A 17,126-nucleotide genomic window follows, 5' to 3' on the forward strand; every position below is an offset into this window, starting at 1 on the left:
CCCTAACTCATTCAGCCGCCGTGGCTTGTCGTCTTGAGCCGCAGGCTGCTGAAAACCGCCGCCACCGCGGCAAAACTGGCGGCCAGCACCAGCGCGACCACCGGCCCGTGGCCCCCGTGCGGGCTCCAGATGCTGAAGACGCCCGCCAGCACCACGGCACCCAGCGTCTGCCCGGTGAGCCGTGCCGTGCCCAGCATGCCGCTGGCCGCACCACTGCGGTGCGCCGGCGGCGAGGTCACGATGGTGTGGTTGTTCGGCGACTGGAACAGCCCGAAGCCAAGCCCGCACAGCGCCATGCGCCAGGCGATGTCGGCATTGCCCGGATGCGCCGGCAGCGCCGCCAACAGGGCCAGGCCCGTGGCCAGCAGGCCCAGTCCGATGCCGCCCAGCAGCCCGTCGGGGTACCGGCCGATCAGCCGCCCTGCGATGGGCGCCATCACCACGATGGCCAGCGGCCACGCCGTGATGAGCAAGCCCGCCTCGATGTGGCTGCGCCCGTACACCTCCAGCAGCAGGAAAGGCAGCGCGATGTAGGCCAGCATCTGCGCGCAGAAGGCGGCCACCGAGGTGCTCATCGACAGCGCGAACACCGGAATGCGCAGCAGGTCGATCGGGAAAAGCGGCACCGCTTCCCTGCGCTGGCGGCGCAGGTAGATGAAGCCCACCACAAGGCCCGCCAGCAGGATGCCCCAGGCCGAGGCCTGCGAGCCGCCGCCCTGAACCGCGCCTTCGCGCACGCCGAGCCGGTCGACGCCCAGGAACACCAGCGAGAACATCAGCACGTTCAACGCCACGTCGACTGGCGAGAAGCGCAGCCCCGCGGCGGGCGGCACGCGGTTGAAAGGCAGCGCCTTCATGCCCAGCGCGAAGGTGACGAGGCCCAGCGGCACGTTGATGGCGAAGAGCCAGGGCCAGGAAGCCACCGACAGGATGGCCGCCGCCACCGAAGGCCCCGCCACAGAAGAAGTAGCCACCACCAGCGAATTGATCGCCATGCCCTTGCCCAGCTGCGACGAAGGGTACGTGAGCCGTACCAGCGCCGCGTTCACGCTCATGATGCCGGCCGCGCCCAGGCCCTGGAACGCGCGCGCCGCGATCAGCGTGCCCAGCGAGTTGGCAAAAGTGGCAGCCAGCGAAGACAGCGTGAACACCGCCATGCCGACCAGGTACACGCGCCGGTAGCCCACGAGATCGCCCAGCGAGGCCAGCGGCAGCAGCATCACCAGCGTGGCGATCTGGTAGGCGTTGACCACCCAGATCGATTGCGAAGGGCTGGCGTTGAGCTCGCGCGCGATGCCCGGCAGCGCCAGGTTGACGATGGTGCCGTCGAGCACCGCCACGATCAGCCCGAGGATGATGACCAGCATCGCCCAGCCGCGCTCCGGCTGGGACAGCCCGTCGACGGGCCTTGGCGCCATGTTGCCGCCGTTGTTGTTGTCTTCGGCGGCCGGGAGCGCGGCGCCTGCGCGTACCGTGTTCATCAGGCTCGCTGCGCCCTTCCTGTCTTTGCTGCCTTGCCCGTGGGCTCCGAGCGCACGCCGCCCAGCGTGAGCCAGGTCAGTATCAGCGCGATGAGCGCGCCGCCGGCCATGCCGGCCACCATCGGCAGCGGCCGGCCGTCGGTGAAGAGGCCCACCACCGCCATCGCCAGCGCGCCCGTGAGCATCTGCAGCGTGCCCAGCAGCGCCGAGGCCGTGCCCGCGATGGCGCCGTGCATCTCCAGCGCGAGAACGCCGGTGGTCGGGATCACCAGGCCCATGAAGCCCGAGGCGATGAAGTACAGGACGATGAGCACCCAGATGCTGTCGCCGCCCATCGCGAAGTAGGCGAACATCGCGATCATCGCGGCGCCGCAGCACATCACGCCGAACTTGACGAGATTGACCAGCCCGTAGCGCTCGCCCAGCGTGCCGGTGAACTGCGAGGCGCCGATGAAGGCGGCAGCGTTCACGCCGAAGGCCACGCTGTAGAGCGCGGGCGAGAGGCCGTAGTGGTCGATCATCACGAACGAGGAGTTCGCGAGGTAGGTGAAGAAGCCCGCCATCGCGAAGCTGCCGATGAACACCAGCCCGAGGTAGTGCGTGTCGCGCAACAGCAGCCAGTAGGCCGAGAGCGCGCTGCCGAGGCTGCTTTCGACGCGCTCCGATGGCGGACGGGTCTCGTCGAGCAGCTTCACCATCATGGCCAGGCCCGCCACGGCCGCGACAGTCACGGCCCAGAACACGCCGCGCCAGCCGGAAAAAGCGATGACCGCGCTGCCTGCCAGCGGCGCGAGGATCGGCGACACGCTGAACACCAGCATCAGCAGCGACATCAGCCGGGCCGCGTCGGTGCCCGTGTGCAGGTCGCGCACCACCGCGCGCGGAATCGCCATGCCGGCGGCGGCGCCCAGGCCCTGGATGAAGCGCAGCACGATCAGCGTCTGGATGTCGGTCGCCAGCGCGCAGCCGATGCTGGCGAGTGCGAACAGCAACAGCCCTGCGTACAGCGGCGGCTTGCGGCCCACCATGTCGGAGATCGGCCCGTAGAGCAGTTGCCCCGCGCCGAGCGAGAGGAAGAAGGCCGTGAGGCTCATCTGCACCGCGCCGATGTCGGCGTGCAGGCTCTGTCCGATGGCGGGCAGCGCCGGCAGGTACATGTCGATGGCGAATGGCCCGATGGCCGAGAGCAGGCCCAGCAGCAGGGCCATCTTGAAGAAGGGGGAAGAACGCATTGCAGCGATTGTCGCGAAGCACGGCAATCGCTGCAGGCGTGGGGTCTGTGCCGGCGTGCGCCCTGCCCTTGCTAATTCCTGGCAAAGAATCGCGCGGGCACAGCGCTGTAGAACACAGCGCGCATGAGCCGTTTCGTCTTACTGCTACTTGCCTTGCGGCGGCTTGCCGGCGGGCCAGAACACCAGCGCGCGCAGTTCGATGCTGCGCCGCGGCGGCGCCTCCTGCGAACCCGTCGGGTCCTCGAAGGCGGTGTGCGCGGTGTAGCGCGCCACGCCCTGTTCGAGCGAGTCGTAGATCTTCAGCAGCAGCGCCTCGTCGGGCCGAAGCCTCGGGAACCAGTACCAGCGGTGCTCCGGATTCCAGGTAAAGGACCAGGTCTCGCCCACCTTGTCGGGATAGACGAGGTCGCTGGGCACGAGGTCGTTCGGCGAGATGGAACGGGCGTCGCACAGTGCCAGCGGCAGGCGCTCCACCGTGGCCAGCGGGCGCCACAGGTTGACGATCGCGAAGCGGTTCTTCAGCCGCTCCTCGGCCTCTTCCGGCGGCAGGTGGTCGCGCACGCGGCGCGGCGCGGAGACGAAGGTCTGGTCGTTGTGCACGCGGCGCACCGGCTCGCGCAACTCGGCCGTGCGGCGCGAGCCCTGCGCGCTGTCGCGCAGCGTGTGGTCGAACACGACGATCTTCTCGGCGCCGGTCACGTCGCGCAGCAGCGCCTCGGCCTCGCGGTAGTAGATGTCGCGGATCGCGGCATCCTGCGAGAAATCGGCGAGCACGCTGCGGTGCGAGATCTGCGTGAAGCCGCTGCGGTCGAGCGTCAGCTCGTTCAGCGCCACCAGCGGGCGGCCGTCGCGGATGGTCACGCGGCGCGCTTCCAGTTCGCCGGTCACCCAGGGCGTGCCGGACGGAGGCTCGAATGTGTAGCTCACGGGCCGGCCCTGGCCCGCCTTCAGGTAGTTGAGCTCGGCCTCCACCGAAGGCAGGTTGGCGGCCAGCATCTGTCCATTGGACCCAACGCTCATGCGACGTGACTCCTCGAAACGGTTCCTCTGCAAGCGAATGCAGAGGCTATACCCGCGCCATCGCGCGCGGAACGAAACAAAGGAGATAACCATATTCGGCGGCAGGTGGTGCCCTGTCGCGCTTGACGCAGCATCCGGCTTCACTGCATGCGCCGTGCCCGCTACGCTATCGGCTTCCCGGACAGTCCATAACAACTCGCAGCATTCGTCATCCAGGAGAAGATCGCCCATGGCCCTCGCCCGCACGGTTCACGCCGACCTCTTGCGCGTGTTCGTCCTCACGCTCGTGTCGCTTTTCGCCATTCCGGCGGCGACGCTCGCTTTCACCGAATACGCGCTGCGCTCGCAGGACGCGGAGTTCCTGCAGGCGATGGAAAACCGCATCGCCAAGGATGCAAGGCTGTCCGCCGCCGACAAGGCCGAAGCCACCGCGTTCTACCGCACCCACCAGCTCTCCAGGGCCTGCGACGCCACCGCCCCCGAAGACAGGAACTTCCACGACAAGGTGTGCAGCCCCTATTCGATGCAGTGGCAGTTCCACTGGGCCGACCGCGCCGCCATCTGGACCATCGTGCTCGGCGCCGCGCTGCTCGCCGCGGCGCTGGTGCTGGGCGCACTGGCCTTCGCCAACCGGGGCCTGCGCTACGCCAGTTTCGTCGCGGGCTGGCGGCTCATGACGGTCTCGTGCGCGGTCGAGGTGGTGCTGCAGAGCGCGATGCTGGTATGGCTGTCGTTCTGGCTCACCGCGTACTTCTGGCACAGCTACTACGTCAAGCTCATCGCGCTGGCGGGCATCGCGGCGGGCGCGGCGGTGTTCTATGCGATCTACACGCTGTTCAAGAAGCTGCCTTCGGGCAACGAGATCGAGGGCGAGCTGGTCTCGCAGGCCGACGCGCCGCGCCTGTGGGAGCGCATCCGCCAGCTCGCCGGCCGCGTCAAGACGGCGCCGCCCGACCAGATCGTGGCCGGCATCGACACCAACTTCTTCGTGACCGAGGCTCCCTGCGAAGTCAAGGGCCGCACGCTGCATGGGCGCACGCTCTTCGTCAGCCTGCCTCTCTTGCGCGTGCTCGACCAGACCGAGGCCGACGCGGTGCTCGCGCACGAGCTCGCCCACCTGGGCGGCGGAGACACCCGCAGCAGCGCGGCGCTGGGCCCCAAGCTGCTGCAGTTCGACCAGTACACCTGGAAGATGCGAAGCGGCGGCCTCACCATCGTGGCGCACTACCTGCTGCGGCTGTACCGAATGATCTTCGCCTTCGCGCTGGCCCGCGACAGCCGCGAGCGCGAGTACAGGGCCGACCGCGTGGCCGCCGGCCTCACGGCGCCGCACGCGATCGTGCAGTCGCTCATCAAGATCTCGGCCTATGCGAGCTACCGCAACGACGTGGAGCAGAAGCTCTTCGAGCAGGACCGCGAGCACGACGGCGCGCTCGGCATCGCCCGCTTCGTCGCCGACGGCCTGCCGCCCTACGCCAACTCCGAAGCATTCATCGAGGCGATGAAGACGGCCGGCGTGCCGCACCCCTACGACAGCCACCCGCCGCTGCTGGAGCGCATGCGCAACGTCGGCCACCACGTGCCCGAGAGCGCCTACGGCGGCATCGTCGCGACCGCGCCGCAGACCTCGTGGGCCGACGAGATCGAGACCGCCCACGCCATCGAGCAGCGCCTGTGGAGCGAGTACGAGCAGCGCTTCGTGCAGAACCACGAGCTGAGCCTGGCCTACCGCTACGAACCCGCGACCGAGGAAGAGCGCGCAGTGGTGCTGCGCCACTTCCCGCCGGTGGGCTTCGCGCTGAAGAACGGCGAGCGCGTCGACATCAGCTACGAGGGCATGCACCCCAGCGCGGACGGCGGTTCCACCATTTCGTGGGACGAGGTCAAGAGCCTGACCTACAAGGACGGCAGCTTCGGCGACACCCTCATCGTCACCCACCACGACAAGGGCATGCTGGGCGCGCGCACCACCAAGGTGAAGCTATCGGGCCTCGGCAAGCAGAAAGAGAACTTCAAGGGCGTCGTCGGCCACTACTGGCGGCGCCACCAGATCATGAGGGCCCAGCAGCAACAGTCTTGAAGCCGGCGGGCCCGATCAGGGGCATCCAGGCCCATTCCATGTGCCGCGATTGGCGAGGTTTTTCACGCGCCGCGCAGCACAAACGTCATCTGAATGTTGCCCACAGCCGTTTTGCAAGGGCGCCCATTCAGCGACGCATTTCCCGTCCATCGATGTCATTGCCTAGAAAGAACGCCATGAAGACCAAGCATTTCATCCTCTCCAGCATCCTCGCTTTCGCAGGCCTCGCCCTGCTGGCACCGGCCGCCTCCGCCGCGCCGTACCACCATCCCAAGAAGCACAAGGTGTGCAAGTGGGACGCGCGCCATCACCACCGCGTCTGCCACTGGGTGCGCTGATCCGCCCCATCGGTCCACGGACCGCAGGAAAGAGCCCGCTTCCGCGGGCTTTTCTCGTCATGGCGCCGGCTCAGTAGAGCGTCGCCCGCTGCCGCGCCGGCAGTTCCCGGTCGTAGGCTTCCCCGTCGAAGGCGGATTCGGTCAGCGCCGACAGGATCGCGCCCGGCGTCGGCACCTCGCGCTTCGCATCCGCCTGCAGCGGCGCCCACAGCTTCGAACGCTGGATCGCCCGCGCGCACTGGAAGAACACCGTCTCCACCGTCACGCGGATCACGCATTGCGGCAGCTTGCCTTCCATGGCGAAGCGCTCCAGCAGCGCCGGCTCGACCGAGATCTGCGCCCTGCCGTTCACCCGCAGCGTCTCGCCCACGCCCGGGATCAGGAAAAGCAGCGCCACGCGCGGGTCGGCCACGATGTTGCGCAGGCTGTCGATGCGGTTGTTGCCGCGCCGCTCGGGCATCAGCAGCGTCTTCTCGTCCTGTACCACGACGAACCCCGGCGGGTCGCCGCGCGGAGAGGCATCGAGCCCGCCCGGGCCGATGGTGGCGAGCACCGCGAAGGGCGACGCGGCGATCAGCGTCTGGTAGCTCGGGTGCAGGTACGGCACCTCCTTCTTGAGTGAGGCGTCGCCGGGCACCCCGAAAAGTGCTTCGAGCTGGGAGACGGTTCCGATGGTGTGAGAGGTCGTCATGCACTTCCTTGCTGGATGTTGGTCGATTGTGTCGACGCGCCCCAGCCGCAGGCCAGCGCCGCGAGCGCAAGCAGCAAGGCGGCCACGCCGTAGATCCAGGGCGGCGAGGCGACCGGCAGCAGCAGCCCCGCGATCAGCGGCCCGGCACCGGCGCCGATGTCGCGCCAAACCGAGCGCGCCGCCAGCGCCTGCACGCGCTCCGGCCCCGGCGTGCGTCGCGCCACGATGGGCGGCAGCAGCGGCAGTTGCAAGGCGCGCAGCACCACGATCAGCGCCGCGCAGCTCCACAGCCAGCCGAGGCCGAAGCCCACGAGCGCGATGGCGGTGACCAGCGACAGGCTCACCAGCAGGCGCTCGGCGCCGAAATGCTCGGCCATGCGCCCGCCGACCGGGCTCAGCAGGATCTCCGCGAGATAGCGCAGCGCCATCAGCACGCCGGCCACGATCACGGCGCCGCCCGGCAGCAGGTCCTTGCCCAGGTAGGAGAGACCGACGATGAAGAGCCCGTCGAGCGCCAGCCCTTCCATGAACGACCAGCCGTCGAGGCTGTTGGGCAGCTTGAAGCGCTTCACCGGCCTGGCCACTGGATGCGGCGCCGACGGCAGCCGCCGCGTGACGAAGCACGCCAGCAGCGAGAACACCGCGAGGACGCCGAAGATCGCGCGCGGCCCTGTCCACTGCGCCAGCAGCGCCCCCAGAGGCAGCGCGAGCACCGGCCCCATCGCGATGAAGGCGCGCGAACGCCCGTTGCGCCGCGCGGCGCCCACCGGATCGGCCGTGGCCAGCGCCTGCGTCGACAGGTTCAGCGCCGCGAAACACAGGCCCCACATCAGCCGCAGCGGCAGCAGCGCCCAGAAGCCCGAGAGCGTGGCGTAGCCCAGGCCGCACGCAGCAGCAGCCACCACCGCGATGGTGCAGGTCAGCCGGTCGCCGTTGCGGGCATAGAAGCGGGCGACGAAGCCGTAACCGGCGATGCGCACCAGCCGGTTGGCCGCGAGCAGCATGCCGGCCTCGGCCAGCGTCACGCCGAACTCTCTGGCGTACATCGGCAGCAGCAGGTAGAGCACCACGTCGGCCGGCAGCGAGAGGCCGAGGGCCATCGCCGCATGGCGGGAATTCAGGTCGGTGGGGGAAGTCTGGGGAGCGGGTGCGGAGCGTGACATCGAGCCTCGATGGTGCGACGGCAACCGCCTTGCCGACAAACGACATTAACGACCGTCATGCGTGAGAAAATCGCACGCATGCCGCTTCGAGAGCCTCCCCTGAACGCCGTGCGCGCCTTCGCCGCCGCGGCACGCCACCTCAGCTTCACGCGCGCGGCGCTCGAACTGCACGTCACGCACAGCGCCGTGAGCCGGCAGATCAAGAGCCTCGAGGAGTTCCTGGGCATCGCGCTCTTCGAGCGGCGCATCCGGCAGGTGGCTCTCACGGCCGAGGGCCAGCAGTTCTTCGCCGAGGTGCAGCCGGCGCTCGCGCAGATCAACGCCGCCGCGCGGGCGCTGCAGTCGCAGGGACCGGCGCGCGCCGTGCGCATCAACGTGCGGCCCTCCTTCGCGGTGCGCTGGCTCATTCCGCGCCTGCCCTCCTTCGTCGAGCGCTTTCCGGAGATCGAGCCGCAGGTCGTCACCAGCACCGTCATGCCCGAGGAGGCCATCGGCAGCTTCGACATCGCGGTGCGCCGGGGCCTGGAAGGCTGGCCCTCGTCGATGGAGGTGCGGCCCTTTCTCGAAGATGAAGTGCTGGTGGTCGGGGCCCCTGCGCTCTTCAAGACCCACCCGCTGCCGGATCTGCGCGCCCTCGCCTCGCACGTGCTGCTTTCGGCCCGCACGCGCAAGGACGACTGGGACGCCTGGAAGAAGCAGGTCGGTGCCCCCCGCGCCCGCCCGGCGGGCCGGCTGCAGTTCGACCACCTGCACTTCGTGCTGCAGGCGGCGGTCGACGGACTGGGCATCGCGCTGGCGCCGACATCGCTGGTGTCGCACGACCTCGCCTCGGGCCGCCTGGAGTCGCCGCTGCCCACGCTGCGCATGACGCTGGAGCGCTATTACTACGGCCTCGCGCCCGATGCTGCGCCGGAAGCGGGCTATGTGGCCGAGTGGTTCGAAGAGATGCAGGCGCGGCAGGCTGCCTAGCCGGCAAGGGAGCGGATCACCTCCGCCACGCCCACCCTGCCCTTGCGCACGCTCGCATCGTTGCTCTCGAAGCGGATCCATCCCTCATTGAAGCCATCGAGCATCTGGATGCGCGGCACCGGGTCGCGCATGCCCTGCGCGCGGAAGATCGCGCCCCAGTTCTCGCGCGGCACCGCTTCGGCGTGCACCGGACGGCCCAGCACCTGCGTGAGCGCGGCGGCAATGTCGTGCTGAGTCAGCCGCTGGGGCCCTTCGAGCTCGACCACACGCGGCAGTTCGCCCTCGTGCAGCAGCAGTTCGGCGGCGACGCGGCCCACGTCGGCCGTCGCCACCATCGGCACAGCACGGTCGAGCGGCTGCAGGTAGCTGGAAAGCAGGCCCTGCTCGCGGGCCTGCGCGATGTCCCAGCGCAGGTTCTCCAGGAACCACGCGGGCCGCAGAAAGGTGACGGCGAAGGGCAGCGTGCGCAGCGCCTCTTCCAGCAATGTGCGCTGGCTCAGCAGATTGGGCTGCGCGGCCTGCGCACCGACGGTCGACAGGCACACCACGCGCGGCGGCCGCGCGGTTTCCAGCGCCTCGCGTATCGCCGCGTTCTCGGCCCTGACCTCGGGAAAGCCCGGCTCGGGGTCGAAGTTCGGCGGCGGCAGCACGAAGACGCCGGCCGTGCCGGCGAAGGCGCGCGCCAGTGCGGCGGCATCGTTCATCTCGGCGACGGCCACTTCGCAGCCGAGCCCGGTCCAGACAAGGCCCTTGCCTTCGTCGCGCACGACCGCGCGAACGCGCTGGCCCTCTGCCAGCAAGGCACGCGCGACGGCGCCGCCGACCTGGCCGGTGATTCCGGTGATTGCGTACATGGGATTTCCTTTTCTTCACTTGATCGATTGATTGATTGATTGATTGATTGGCTGACGCATGCGACGGGACGATCGTAGGAAGAACCGATCTTTGAGTGAAGCGACCCCAGTGCATATCATTCATGACACCTGATCACGAATAAGAAGATGACTCTCGACGGACGCCTCCTCTCCAACGTCAGCGTGCTGGCCGCCGTGGTCGAAGGCGGCAGCTTCGCCAGCGCCGCCAACGCGCTCGGCCTGACTCCTTCGGGCGTGAGCCGCGCCATCGCCCGGCTCGAAGGCCGCATCGGCATACGGCTGTTCGACCGCACCACCCGCTCACTGAGCCTCACGGACGAAGGCCGGCAGCTCTACGCCAACATCAATCCGCTGGTGCTCGGCATCGAGGACGCGGTGACGATCGCCTCGGGTGCGTCCGGCGCGGTGCGCGGGCGCCTTCGCGTGAACACCGATGCATTCACGTCCCGCCTGCTGCTGGCGCGGCACCTGCCGCGCTTTCTCGCGCGCCATCCCGACCTCACGCTGGAGCTGATCGCACGCGACCAGCTCGGCGATCTCGTCGCCGAAGGCTTCGACATCGCGGTGCGCTTCGGCGAGCCGCCGTCGTCGTCGCTGGTGGCCCGCAAGCTGATGGATTCGCGCGTGGTCACCGCCGCAACGCCGGCCTACCTCGCGCAACACGGGCGCCCCGCGAAGCCGGCGGACCTTGCCGGCCATGCCTGCCTGCAGGTGCGCAACCCGGTCACCGGTCAACCCTACGCCTGGGAGTTCCAGCGCGGGCGCAAGCTCCTGAAGGTGCCGACCACCGGAAGGCTGCTGCTCACCGATCCAGGCACGGTGCTCGAAACCGTTCTCGCCGGCATCTGCGTCGCGCAGATCAAGGCGGTGGGCATCCAGCCGCAGCTCGACCGGGGCGAGCTGGTCGATCTGTTTCCAGACTGGCCCGACGAGCGGCTCCCGCTATACGCGCTCTATCCGTCGCGCCACTTGCCAGCCGCGAAGGTCCGGGCCTTCATCGATTTCGTGATGGAGGTTGTCTCGCCAGCTTCCGAGCCAGCTGCGAAGAAGCCGCGGCGTTGACACTCGCGCGTCCGGAAACGGCCAGCCGCGAAGGCCCGCCGCCAGCACGATGAGGGCATGACTCGAACAACGCCCCTCCCCCACGCATTTCAAAACCTCGCCTGGTCCAACCTCGCCGCGCAGTCCGCCGAACAGCTGAGCCTCGCGGCGGTGCCGCTGGTGGCGGTGCTCGCGCTAGGCGCGGGGCCTGGCGAGATCGGCTTCCTCGCGGCCGTGCAGACTCTGCCCTTCCTGCTGGTCTCGATGCCCATGGGCCTGCTCGCGGACCGCATGTCGCGGCGGCGGCTGATGGTCTGGGCCGAGGGGCTGCGGGCGGTGTCGCTTCTCGTGCTGCTGGCGATGGTGTTCGCATCGAAGCTGAGCATCGGATGGCTGGCGGTGCTGGGATTTCTGGGCGCTGTCGGCACCGTGGGTTTCAGCGTCGCGGCACCCGCGCTGGTGCCGGCGCTCGTGCCGAGGGACGCACTGGCAGCGGCCAACGGGCGGCTGGAACTGGCGCGCAGCGCGGCCTTCACCGCCGGACCTGCGCTCGCGGGTGCCCTCGTGGCCTGGGCCGGCGCGTCGGCCGCGTTCGTGCTGGCAGCAGTGCTTTCGGCGGCTGCCGTGGCCCTGCTGCTGCGCCTCGCCGAGGCACCGCGTGCCCCTTGCGCCAGCCGGCATCCGCTGCTCGAAGTGCGCGACGGCGCGCGCTTCGTCTGGCAGCACGAAATGCTGCGCCCGATGCTGCTGACCGGCGCGGTCTTCAACATCTCGTGGTTCGTGCTGCAGGCGGGCTACGTGCCCTACGCCGTGCGCGTGCTCGGCCTCGGCGCGCAGGCGGTGGGCTTCACGCTGGCGATGTACGGCGCGGGCATGGTCGTCGGAGCGCTGCTGACTCCTCGCGTGGTGGCGCGCCTGCCCTTCGGCCGCGCGATACAGGTTGGCCCCTCGGTCGCGGTATTGGCTGCAGCAGCAATGGCGGCCACGCTCGTCGTGCCGACCGCGACGCTGGCGGCGCTCTCGTTCTTCCTGTTCGGCGCGGGGCCGATGGTCTGGGTCATCACATCGACCACGCTGCGCCAGAGCGTGACGGCAGCCACGATGCTGGGCCGGGTGTCGGCCGTGTTCCTCACGATCAACGCCGGCGCCCGGCCTATAGGCGCGGCGCTGGGCGGCATGGTCGGCGCCGCATGGGGCGAGCCGGCCTGCCTGCTGCTGGCGCTCGCGGGATTCGGGCTGCAGGCAGCGATCATCTTCGCGTCGCGCATCGCGACGCTGCACCGGCTGCCGGTGCCTGCTGCCTAGAAAAGCGACGCCATTCCGTTCGGCCGCGCATCCTCGATGTCGAGCATGCGCAGCTTGGTCAGCGCGCCGCCGCCGGCCGAAAAGCCGCCCGGCTTGTTGCCCGCCGCCAGCACGCGATGGCACGGCACCACGGGCGCGAAGGGGTTGTGGCCCATGGCCTGGCCCACGGCGCGCGACAGGCCCTTGTCGCCCAGCTCCTCGGCGATCTCGCCGTAGGTGCGGGTCTGGCCCGGTGGAATGCGCCGCGCGATCGCGTAGATCCGCTGGTGGAATTCGGAGACGCCGCTCATGTCCAGCTCGATGTGGCTCAGGTCGTCGTGCACGCCGCGCAGAAGGCCCTGGATGGCCTCGACGGCACGCTGCGCCATTTCGTTCGGCGGGCCTTCCTGCAGATCAGGAAATCGCTGCCGCATGCGCGCACGCGTGGCGGACTCTCCGTTGTCGGCGGGCAGCTGCACGCCGACCAGCCCGTGCGGGCCCCATGCCAGCGCGCACATGCCGATGGAAGTTTCGAACAAGGCAAAGCCGCTCATCGCGATGTCTCCCTTTGCAGCGAATGCTGGCGCGATGCGAGTACCGCGCCGAGCCACAGGGCCGTTGCCGAAGCCACGAGCCCGCGCGCCAGTCCGCCCGGACCGTCCGAGATCCAGCCCGTGACCGTCGGCCCGACGATCTGCCCCAGCGCGAAGATGATGGTGAAGGCGCTGATGCCCTGCGCCCAGCGCGAAGGCGGCAGGTTGTGGCGCACCAGCGCGGTGGTCGAGGCCACCACCGACAGGAACACCGCGCCAAAGAGCACGCCCGAGATCAGCGCCACCGGCGCCGACGAACTCAGCACCGGCAGCAGCGTCGCCACGCCCAGCAGCCCGTTGAGCAGCGCCTGCGGTTGCCCGCCGTGATACCGGTCGAGCAGCCCGGCCCACAGCCTGGAAGAAGCCACACAGGCGATGCCCAGCAAGGCATAGAACAGCGTGACGAAGCCTGCGCTGGCGCCCTGCTCGCGCAACAGCGCGATCACGAAGGTCATGTAGCCGATATAGCCCATGCCGAAGAGGGCATAGCCTGCGAGCGCCCAGCCGAAGCGATGCAGCGCGACGGGCGGTGCCGAGCCCGCCGCGGCGGCGGGCGCCGCGGGCGCAGCAGACTGCTGTTCCGGCATCGCACGCCCCGCCCAGGCCAGCAGGCAGGTGGCGGCCGCGCTCGCAACCGCCAGCGCCCACCACGCCCAGGCCCATCCGTGAGGCACGCCGGCCGCCGCGCGCAGCACCTGCGGCACGAGCAAGGCCGACAGCAGGATGCCGAAGCCGGTGCCACCGTAGTAGATGCCCAGCAGCAGACCTCCGCGCGCGGAGCCCGCATCGCTGAGCCGGGCCGCGAGCAGCCCGCCCGCCACGAACACCCAGGCGCTGGCCACGCCCGCGAGCAGCCGTTGCAGCAGCAGGGCCGACGCATCGGTGACGAAGCCGCTGCCCGCCATGAACACGCTGGCCAGCACCGCGCCGAACACCAGCAGCCGGGTCGCGCCGAAGCGCCGCATCAGCGCCGGTGTGCCCAGCGCGCCTATCAGGTAGCCGACCGCGTTGGCCGTGTTCATGCCCCCAGCCAGCGCATAGCTCCAGCCCAGGTCCGCGCGCATGGGCGGCAGCAGCAGCGCGTAGGCGAAGCGCGTGATGCCTAGCGACACAGCCGCGCCCATCGACAGCGCGAAGGCAAGCCGCAGCGTGGGCTGGGCGGAGATGGGGGATGGAGAAGCGAGCGTCGTCGGCATTGGCGTGGCGGGCGGCAGGCGGGCCTATTCTGCGGCAGCCGCCGCCGGCCTGCAGGCGCCGGCCGCTCAACCCGCTTCGGCCACCGGGTCTGTATGCAGCAGGTGCCGCTCCAGCAGCACCGCCACGTGCACCGCCTCGCGCTGCGCCCCGTCGCCGATCTGGTGGCGGCAGCTTGTGCCGTCGGCCACCACGATGGCACCCGGCTTCGCGCGGATGGCGGGCAGCAGGCTGGCCTCGGCCATCTTCATCGACACCTCGAAATGGCTGGCCTCGTAGCCGAAGCTGCCGGCCATGCCGCAGCAGGAGCTTTCGATGAGCTCGGGCTGTGCGCCGGGAATGAGCTTGAGCACCTCCATCACCGGGCTCACCGCGCCGAAGGCCTTCTGGTGGCAGTGGCCGTGCAGCAGGATGGGCGCTTCGGCCGGCTTCAGCGGCAGCTCGAAGCGGCCCTGCTTGAGCTCGCGGGCGATGAATTCCTCGAACAGCAGCGCATGCTTCGCCACCAACTCGGCCTTCTCGCCGAAGCCCATCACCAGCGCCTCGTCGCGCAGCGTGAGCAGGCACGAAGGCTCGAGTCCGACGATGGGCACGCCCGCGCGCGCCAGCGGCAGCAGCGCGTCGATCAGCGCCTCGGCCTTGCTCTTGGCCTCGTCGACCATGCCGCTGGCCAGGAAGGTCCGGCCGCAGCAGTGATGCCCACCGCCGCCCTTCTCGACCGTGTGCAGCACATAGCCCGCCGCCTGCAGCACGCGTGCGGCTGCGAAGGCGTTCTCGCTCTCGAAGGTGCCGTTGAAGGTGTCGACGAAGAGCACCGCTGCCTTGCCGCCGCGCCGCGCGATCGACAGCGCCACCTCGCGTTCGACGAACAGGCCCGGCTCGTTGGCACGCGCACGCCAGAAGGTGTCGCCGCGCCATTCGGGCAGCGAGCGCTTCGCCGAGAAGCCCAGCAGCTTCTCGCCCAGCCATGCGGCGCCGGGCACGCTGTTGCGCAGGTTCAGCAGCCAGGGAAAGCGGCTGGCCTTGTGGGCGTAGTCGGGAAGGCCCGCCACCAGCCTGTCCTTCAGCGTGTGGCCGTGGCGCTTCTTGTAGTGGTCGAGAAACTCGACCTTCATCTTCGCCATGTCCACGCCCGTCGGGCAATCGCGCTTGCAGCCCTTGCAGCCCACGCACAGGTCCATGGTCTCGTGCATGGCCTCGCTGGTGAAGGCGTCGGGGCCGAGCTGGCCCGACAGCGCCAGCCGCAGCGTGTTGGCGCGTCCGCGCGTGAGGTGCTGCTCGTCGCGCGTCACGCGGTAGCTGGGGCACATGGTGCCGGCGTCGAACTTGCGGCAGTGGCCGTTGTTGTTGCACATCTCCACGGCCTTGGCCAGGCCGCCGGTGCTGTCGCCGCCGGTGCCGGGCGCGGTGGTCACCTCGGTCACGGGGTCGGCGTCGACGTTCCAGGCCGACCAGTCGAGCACGGGCTTGAGCTCGATGCGGCGATAGGGCTTGGGCGCGGTGGGCGGCGCGAAGCGGAACAGCGCGCCGTCGTCCATGCGCGGCGGATCGATGATCTTGCCGGGGTTGAAAAGGTCGATGGGGTCGAGCTTGCGCTTGATGGCGCGGAAGGCCTCGTTGATGGCCGGGCCGAACTGCCATTCGATCCACTCGCCGCGGCACAGCCCGTCGCCGTGCTCGCCGCTGAACGCGCCCTTGTACCTGCGCACCAGCTCGCTCGCCTCCTCGGCGATGGCGCGCATCTTCGCGGCGCCGTCGGTGCGCATGTCGAGGATCGGCCGCACGTGCAGCGTGCCCACCGAGGCATGCGCGTACCAGGTGCCGCGGCTGCCATGCTTCGCGAACACCTCGGTCAGCGCGTCGGTGTATTCGGCCAGGTGCTCCAGCGGCACGGCGCAGTCCTCGATGAAGCTCACGGGCTTTCCGTCGCCCTTGAGGCTCATCATGATGTTGAGGCCGGCCTTGCGCACCTCCCAGAGGTTCTTCTGCCGTGCCTCGTCGGGCATCTCGACCACGCTGCCGGGCAGGCCGAGGTCGCCCATCAGCTCGACGAGCTGCTTCAGCTGCGGCAGCAGCGAAGCCTTGTCGGAGCCCGAGAACTCCACCAGCAGGATCGCTGCCGGCTTGCCGATCAGCGCGGTCTCGACCGTCGGCTTGAAGGCCGGGTTGGCCAGGCTCAGCTCGATCATCGTGCGGTCGACCAGCTCCACCGCCGTGGGCCCGAGCTTCACGATGTGCTGGGCCGAGTCCATCGCGGCATGGAAGGTCGGGAAGTTGACGATTCCCAGCACCTTGGCGCGCGGCAGCGGCGCGAGCTTGAGCGTCAGGCTGCGGGTGTACGCCAGCGTGCCTTCGGAGCCGATCAGCAGGTGCGCCAGGTTCACGCTGCCGTCGGCCGTGTAGGGCCGCTCGCTCTGGTTGTCGAAGATGTCGAGGTTGTAGCCCGCCACGCGCCGCATGACCTTGGGCCAGTTCTCGGCGATCGCCTCGCGGTGCTGCCGCGCGAGGCTGCGCACGAACTGCGCGATGCCCGCCGCGCGCACACCCAGCGAACCCACGGTGCCGAAGTCGACGAGCTCGCCGTTCGACAGCCACGCGCTCGCGCCCAGCACGTTGTGCACCATGTTCCCGTAGGCGATGGAGCGCGAGCCACAGGAGTTGTTGCCCGCCATGCCGCCCAGCGTGGCCTGCGCGCTGGTCGACACGTCCACCGGGTACCAGAACCCGTGGGGCTTCAGCTGCGCGTTGAGGTGATCGAGCACCAGGCCGGGCTCGACCGTGGCCGTGCCCGCCTCCACGTTCACGTCGAGCACGCGGCGGAAGTGCTTGCTGTTGTCGATCACCAGCGCTGCGCCGGTGGTCTGCCCGCACTGGCTGGTGCCGCCGCCGCGCGCGAGCACCGGCACCTTCAGGTCGCGGGCGATGTCGATGGCGGTCGCGATGTCGCGCTCGTTCGTGGGCACGAAGGCGCCGACGGGTGTGATCTGGTAGATCGACGCGTCGGTGGCGTAGCGCCCGCGCGAGGCGTCGTCGAACAGCACCTCGCCCTGCGTCTCGGCGCGCAGGCGGCGCGCGAGCAGCTCGCAGGCTTCATTGGGCGGAAGAACAGTTCCGGCTGGCTGCATGTGGCTGGCGGGGTCGATGCGCATGGTGATCAGGTCGCTT

14 protein-coding genes are annotated in these 17,126 nt (G+C 69.5%); 5 read left to right on the forward strand and 9 right to left on the reverse strand.

Translation table 11 applies throughout. From position 1 onward, the window contains the following. Positions 1-11 precede the first annotated feature (11 nt). The 3 genes from ABL843_RS16030 to ABL843_RS16040 form a co-directional block, all read right to left on the reverse strand. Positions 12-1,481, reverse strand: coding sequence for an MFS transporter (locus tag ABL843_RS16030; RefSeq protein ID WP_418116458.1), 1,470 nt, complete (start codon positions 1,479-1,481; stop codon positions 12-14). Continuing rightward, complete coding sequence (locus tag ABL843_RS16035; protein WP_418116459.1) at positions 1,481-2,713, reverse strand: multidrug effflux MFS transporter; 1,233 nt, start codon at positions 2,711-2,713, stop codon at positions 1,481-1,483. The genes ABL843_RS16030 and ABL843_RS16035 overlap by 1 nt, the downstream gene beginning before the upstream one ends. A gap of 144 nt (positions 2,714-2,857) precedes the next feature. Then, complete coding sequence (locus ABL843_RS16040; protein WP_418116460.1) at positions 2,858-3,733, reverse strand: CmcJ/NvfI family oxidoreductase; 876 nt, start codon at positions 3,731-3,733, stop codon at positions 2,858-2,860. A gap of 229 nt (positions 3,734-3,962) precedes the next feature. On the opposite strand from ABL843_RS16040, the gene ABL843_RS16045 reads away from it, so the two are divergent. Both ABL843_RS16045 and ABL843_RS16050 read left to right on the forward strand, forming a co-directional pair. Then, on the forward strand, positions 3,963-5,813 hold the full coding sequence (locus ABL843_RS16045) for a M48 family metallopeptidase (protein WP_418116461.1): 1,851 nt from the start codon (positions 3,963-3,965) through the stop codon (positions 5,811-5,813). A gap of 176 nt (positions 5,814-5,989) precedes the next feature. Then, on the forward strand, positions 5,990-6,151 hold the full coding sequence (locus tag ABL843_RS16050; RefSeq protein ID WP_165909549.1) for an HHHH-motif protein: 162 nt from the start codon (positions 5,990-5,992) through the stop codon (positions 6,149-6,151). Between the two features lie 70 nt (positions 6,152-6,221). Here the strand turns inward: ABL843_RS16050 and ABL843_RS16055 are convergent, their stop codons facing one another. Beyond that, complete coding sequence (locus tag ABL843_RS16055) at positions 6,222-6,842, reverse strand: pyridoxamine 5'-phosphate oxidase family protein (protein WP_418116462.1); 621 nt, start codon at positions 6,840-6,842, stop codon at positions 6,222-6,224. Next, positions 6,839-8,005: an MFS transporter gene (locus tag ABL843_RS16060; protein WP_418116463.1), complete on the reverse strand. Its 1,167-nt coding sequence runs from the start codon at positions 8,003-8,005 to the stop codon at positions 6,839-6,841. The genes ABL843_RS16055 and ABL843_RS16060 overlap by 4 nt, the downstream gene beginning before the upstream one ends. 78 nt (positions 8,006-8,083) lie before the next feature. Here ABL843_RS16060 and ABL843_RS16065 point away from each other — a divergent pair, with 78 nt between their 5' ends. After that, on the forward strand, positions 8,084-8,974 hold the full coding sequence (locus tag ABL843_RS16065; protein ID WP_126020074.1) for a LysR substrate-binding domain-containing protein: 891 nt from the start codon (positions 8,084-8,086) through the stop codon (positions 8,972-8,974). On the opposite strand, the gene ABL843_RS16070 is transcribed toward ABL843_RS16065, so the two are convergent. After that, the gene (locus ABL843_RS16070; RefSeq protein ID WP_418116464.1) at positions 8,971-9,828 is read right to left on the reverse strand and encodes an NmrA family NAD(P)-binding protein; all 858 of its coding nucleotides are present in this window, start codon (positions 9,826-9,828) and stop codon (positions 8,971-8,973) included. The genes ABL843_RS16065 and ABL843_RS16070 overlap by 4 nt on opposite strands. Positions 9,829-9,975: 147 nt before the next feature. On the opposite strand from ABL843_RS16070, the gene ABL843_RS16075 reads away from it, so the two are divergent. Both ABL843_RS16075 and ABL843_RS16080 read left to right on the forward strand, forming a co-directional pair. Then, the gene (locus ABL843_RS16075; protein WP_418116465.1) at positions 9,976-10,911 is read left to right on the forward strand and encodes a LysR substrate-binding domain-containing protein; all 936 of its coding nucleotides are present in this window, start codon (positions 9,976-9,978) and stop codon (positions 10,909-10,911) included. A 57-nt stretch (positions 10,912-10,968) separates the two neighbouring features. Then, positions 10,969-12,195 carry an MFS transporter gene (locus tag ABL843_RS16080; RefSeq protein WP_369662259.1) on the forward strand — a complete coding sequence of 409 codons (1,227 nt, stop codon included), beginning with the start codon at positions 10,969-10,971 and terminating at the stop codon, positions 12,193-12,195. Here ABL843_RS16080 and ABL843_RS16085 read toward each other — a convergent pair. The 3 genes from ABL843_RS16085 to ABL843_RS16095 form a co-directional block, all read right to left on the reverse strand. Further along, positions 12,192-12,728 carry a methylated-DNA--[protein]-cysteine S-methyltransferase gene (locus ABL843_RS16085; protein ID WP_418116466.1) on the reverse strand — a complete coding sequence of 179 codons (537 nt, stop codon included), beginning with the start codon at positions 12,726-12,728 and terminating at the stop codon, positions 12,192-12,194. The two genes, ABL843_RS16080 and ABL843_RS16085, sit on opposite strands and share 4 nt — an antisense overlap. Beyond that, on the reverse strand, positions 12,725-13,963 hold the full coding sequence (locus tag ABL843_RS16090; RefSeq protein ID WP_418116467.1) for a YbfB/YjiJ family MFS transporter: 1,239 nt from the start codon (positions 13,961-13,963) through the stop codon (positions 12,725-12,727). The genes ABL843_RS16085 and ABL843_RS16090 overlap by 4 nt, the downstream gene beginning before the upstream one ends. 66 nt (positions 13,964-14,029) lie before the next feature. Further along, on the reverse strand, positions 14,030-17,110 hold the full coding sequence (locus ABL843_RS16095; protein ID WP_418116468.1) for an FAD-binding and (Fe-S)-binding domain-containing protein: 3,081 nt from the start codon (positions 17,108-17,110) through the stop codon (positions 14,030-14,032). Positions 17,111-17,126 lie beyond the last annotated feature (16 nt).

It is taken from the genome of Variovorax sp. 350MFTsu5.1 (genome assembly GCF_048302515.1).
Lineage (GTDB): Bacteria > Pseudomonadota > Gammaproteobacteria > Burkholderiales > Burkholderiaceae_C > Variovorax > Variovorax guangxiensis.

What these genes read in the sequence shown, in the direction of transcription:
- ABL843_RS16030 (WP_418116458.1), bottom strand. Translation starts at nt 1,481, where the DNA reads ATGAACACGGTACGCGCAGGCGCCGCGCTCCCGGCCGCCGAAGACAAC.
- ABL843_RS16035 (WP_418116459.1), bottom strand. Translation starts at nt 2,713, where the DNA reads ATGCGTTCTTCCCCCTTCTTCAAGATGGCCCTGCTGCTGGGCCTGCTC.
- ABL843_RS16040 (WP_418116460.1), bottom strand. Translation starts at nt 3,733, where the DNA reads ATGAGCGTTGGGTCCAATGGACAGATGCTGGCCGCCAACCTGCCTTCG.
- ABL843_RS16045 (WP_418116461.1), top strand. Translation starts at nt 3,963, where the DNA reads ATGGCCCTCGCCCGCACGGTTCACGCCGACCTCTTGCGCGTGTTCGTC.
- ABL843_RS16050 (WP_165909549.1), top strand. Translation starts at nt 5,990, where the DNA reads ATGAAGACCAAGCATTTCATCCTCTCCAGCATCCTCGCTTTCGCAGGC.
- ABL843_RS16055 (WP_418116462.1), bottom strand. Translation starts at nt 6,842, where the DNA reads ATGACGACCTCTCACACCATCGGAACCGTCTCCCAGCTCGAAGCACTT.
- ABL843_RS16060 (WP_418116463.1), bottom strand. Translation starts at nt 8,005, where the DNA reads ATGTCACGCTCCGCACCCGCTCCCCAGACTTCCCCCACCGACCTGAAT.
- ABL843_RS16065 (WP_126020074.1), top strand. Translation starts at nt 8,084, where the DNA reads ATGCCGCTTCGAGAGCCTCCCCTGAACGCCGTGCGCGCCTTCGCCGCC.
- ABL843_RS16070 (WP_418116464.1), bottom strand. Translation starts at nt 9,828, where the DNA reads ATGTACGCAATCACCGGAATCACCGGCCAGGTCGGCGGCGCCGTCGCG.
- ABL843_RS16075 (WP_418116465.1), top strand. Translation starts at nt 9,976, where the DNA reads ATGACTCTCGACGGACGCCTCCTCTCCAACGTCAGCGTGCTGGCCGCC.
- ABL843_RS16080 (WP_369662259.1), top strand. Translation starts at nt 10,969, where the DNA reads ATGACTCGAACAACGCCCCTCCCCCACGCATTTCAAAACCTCGCCTGG.
- ABL843_RS16085 (WP_418116466.1), bottom strand. Translation starts at nt 12,728, where the DNA reads ATGAGCGGCTTTGCCTTGTTCGAAACTTCCATCGGCATGTGCGCGCTG.
- ABL843_RS16090 (WP_418116467.1), bottom strand. Translation starts at nt 13,963, where the DNA reads ATGCCGACGACGCTCGCTTCTCCATCCCCCATCTCCGCCCAGCCCACG.
- ABL843_RS16095 (WP_418116468.1), bottom strand. Translation starts at nt 17,110, where the DNA reads ATGCGCATCGACCCCGCCAGCCACATGCAGCCAGCCGGAACTGTTCTT.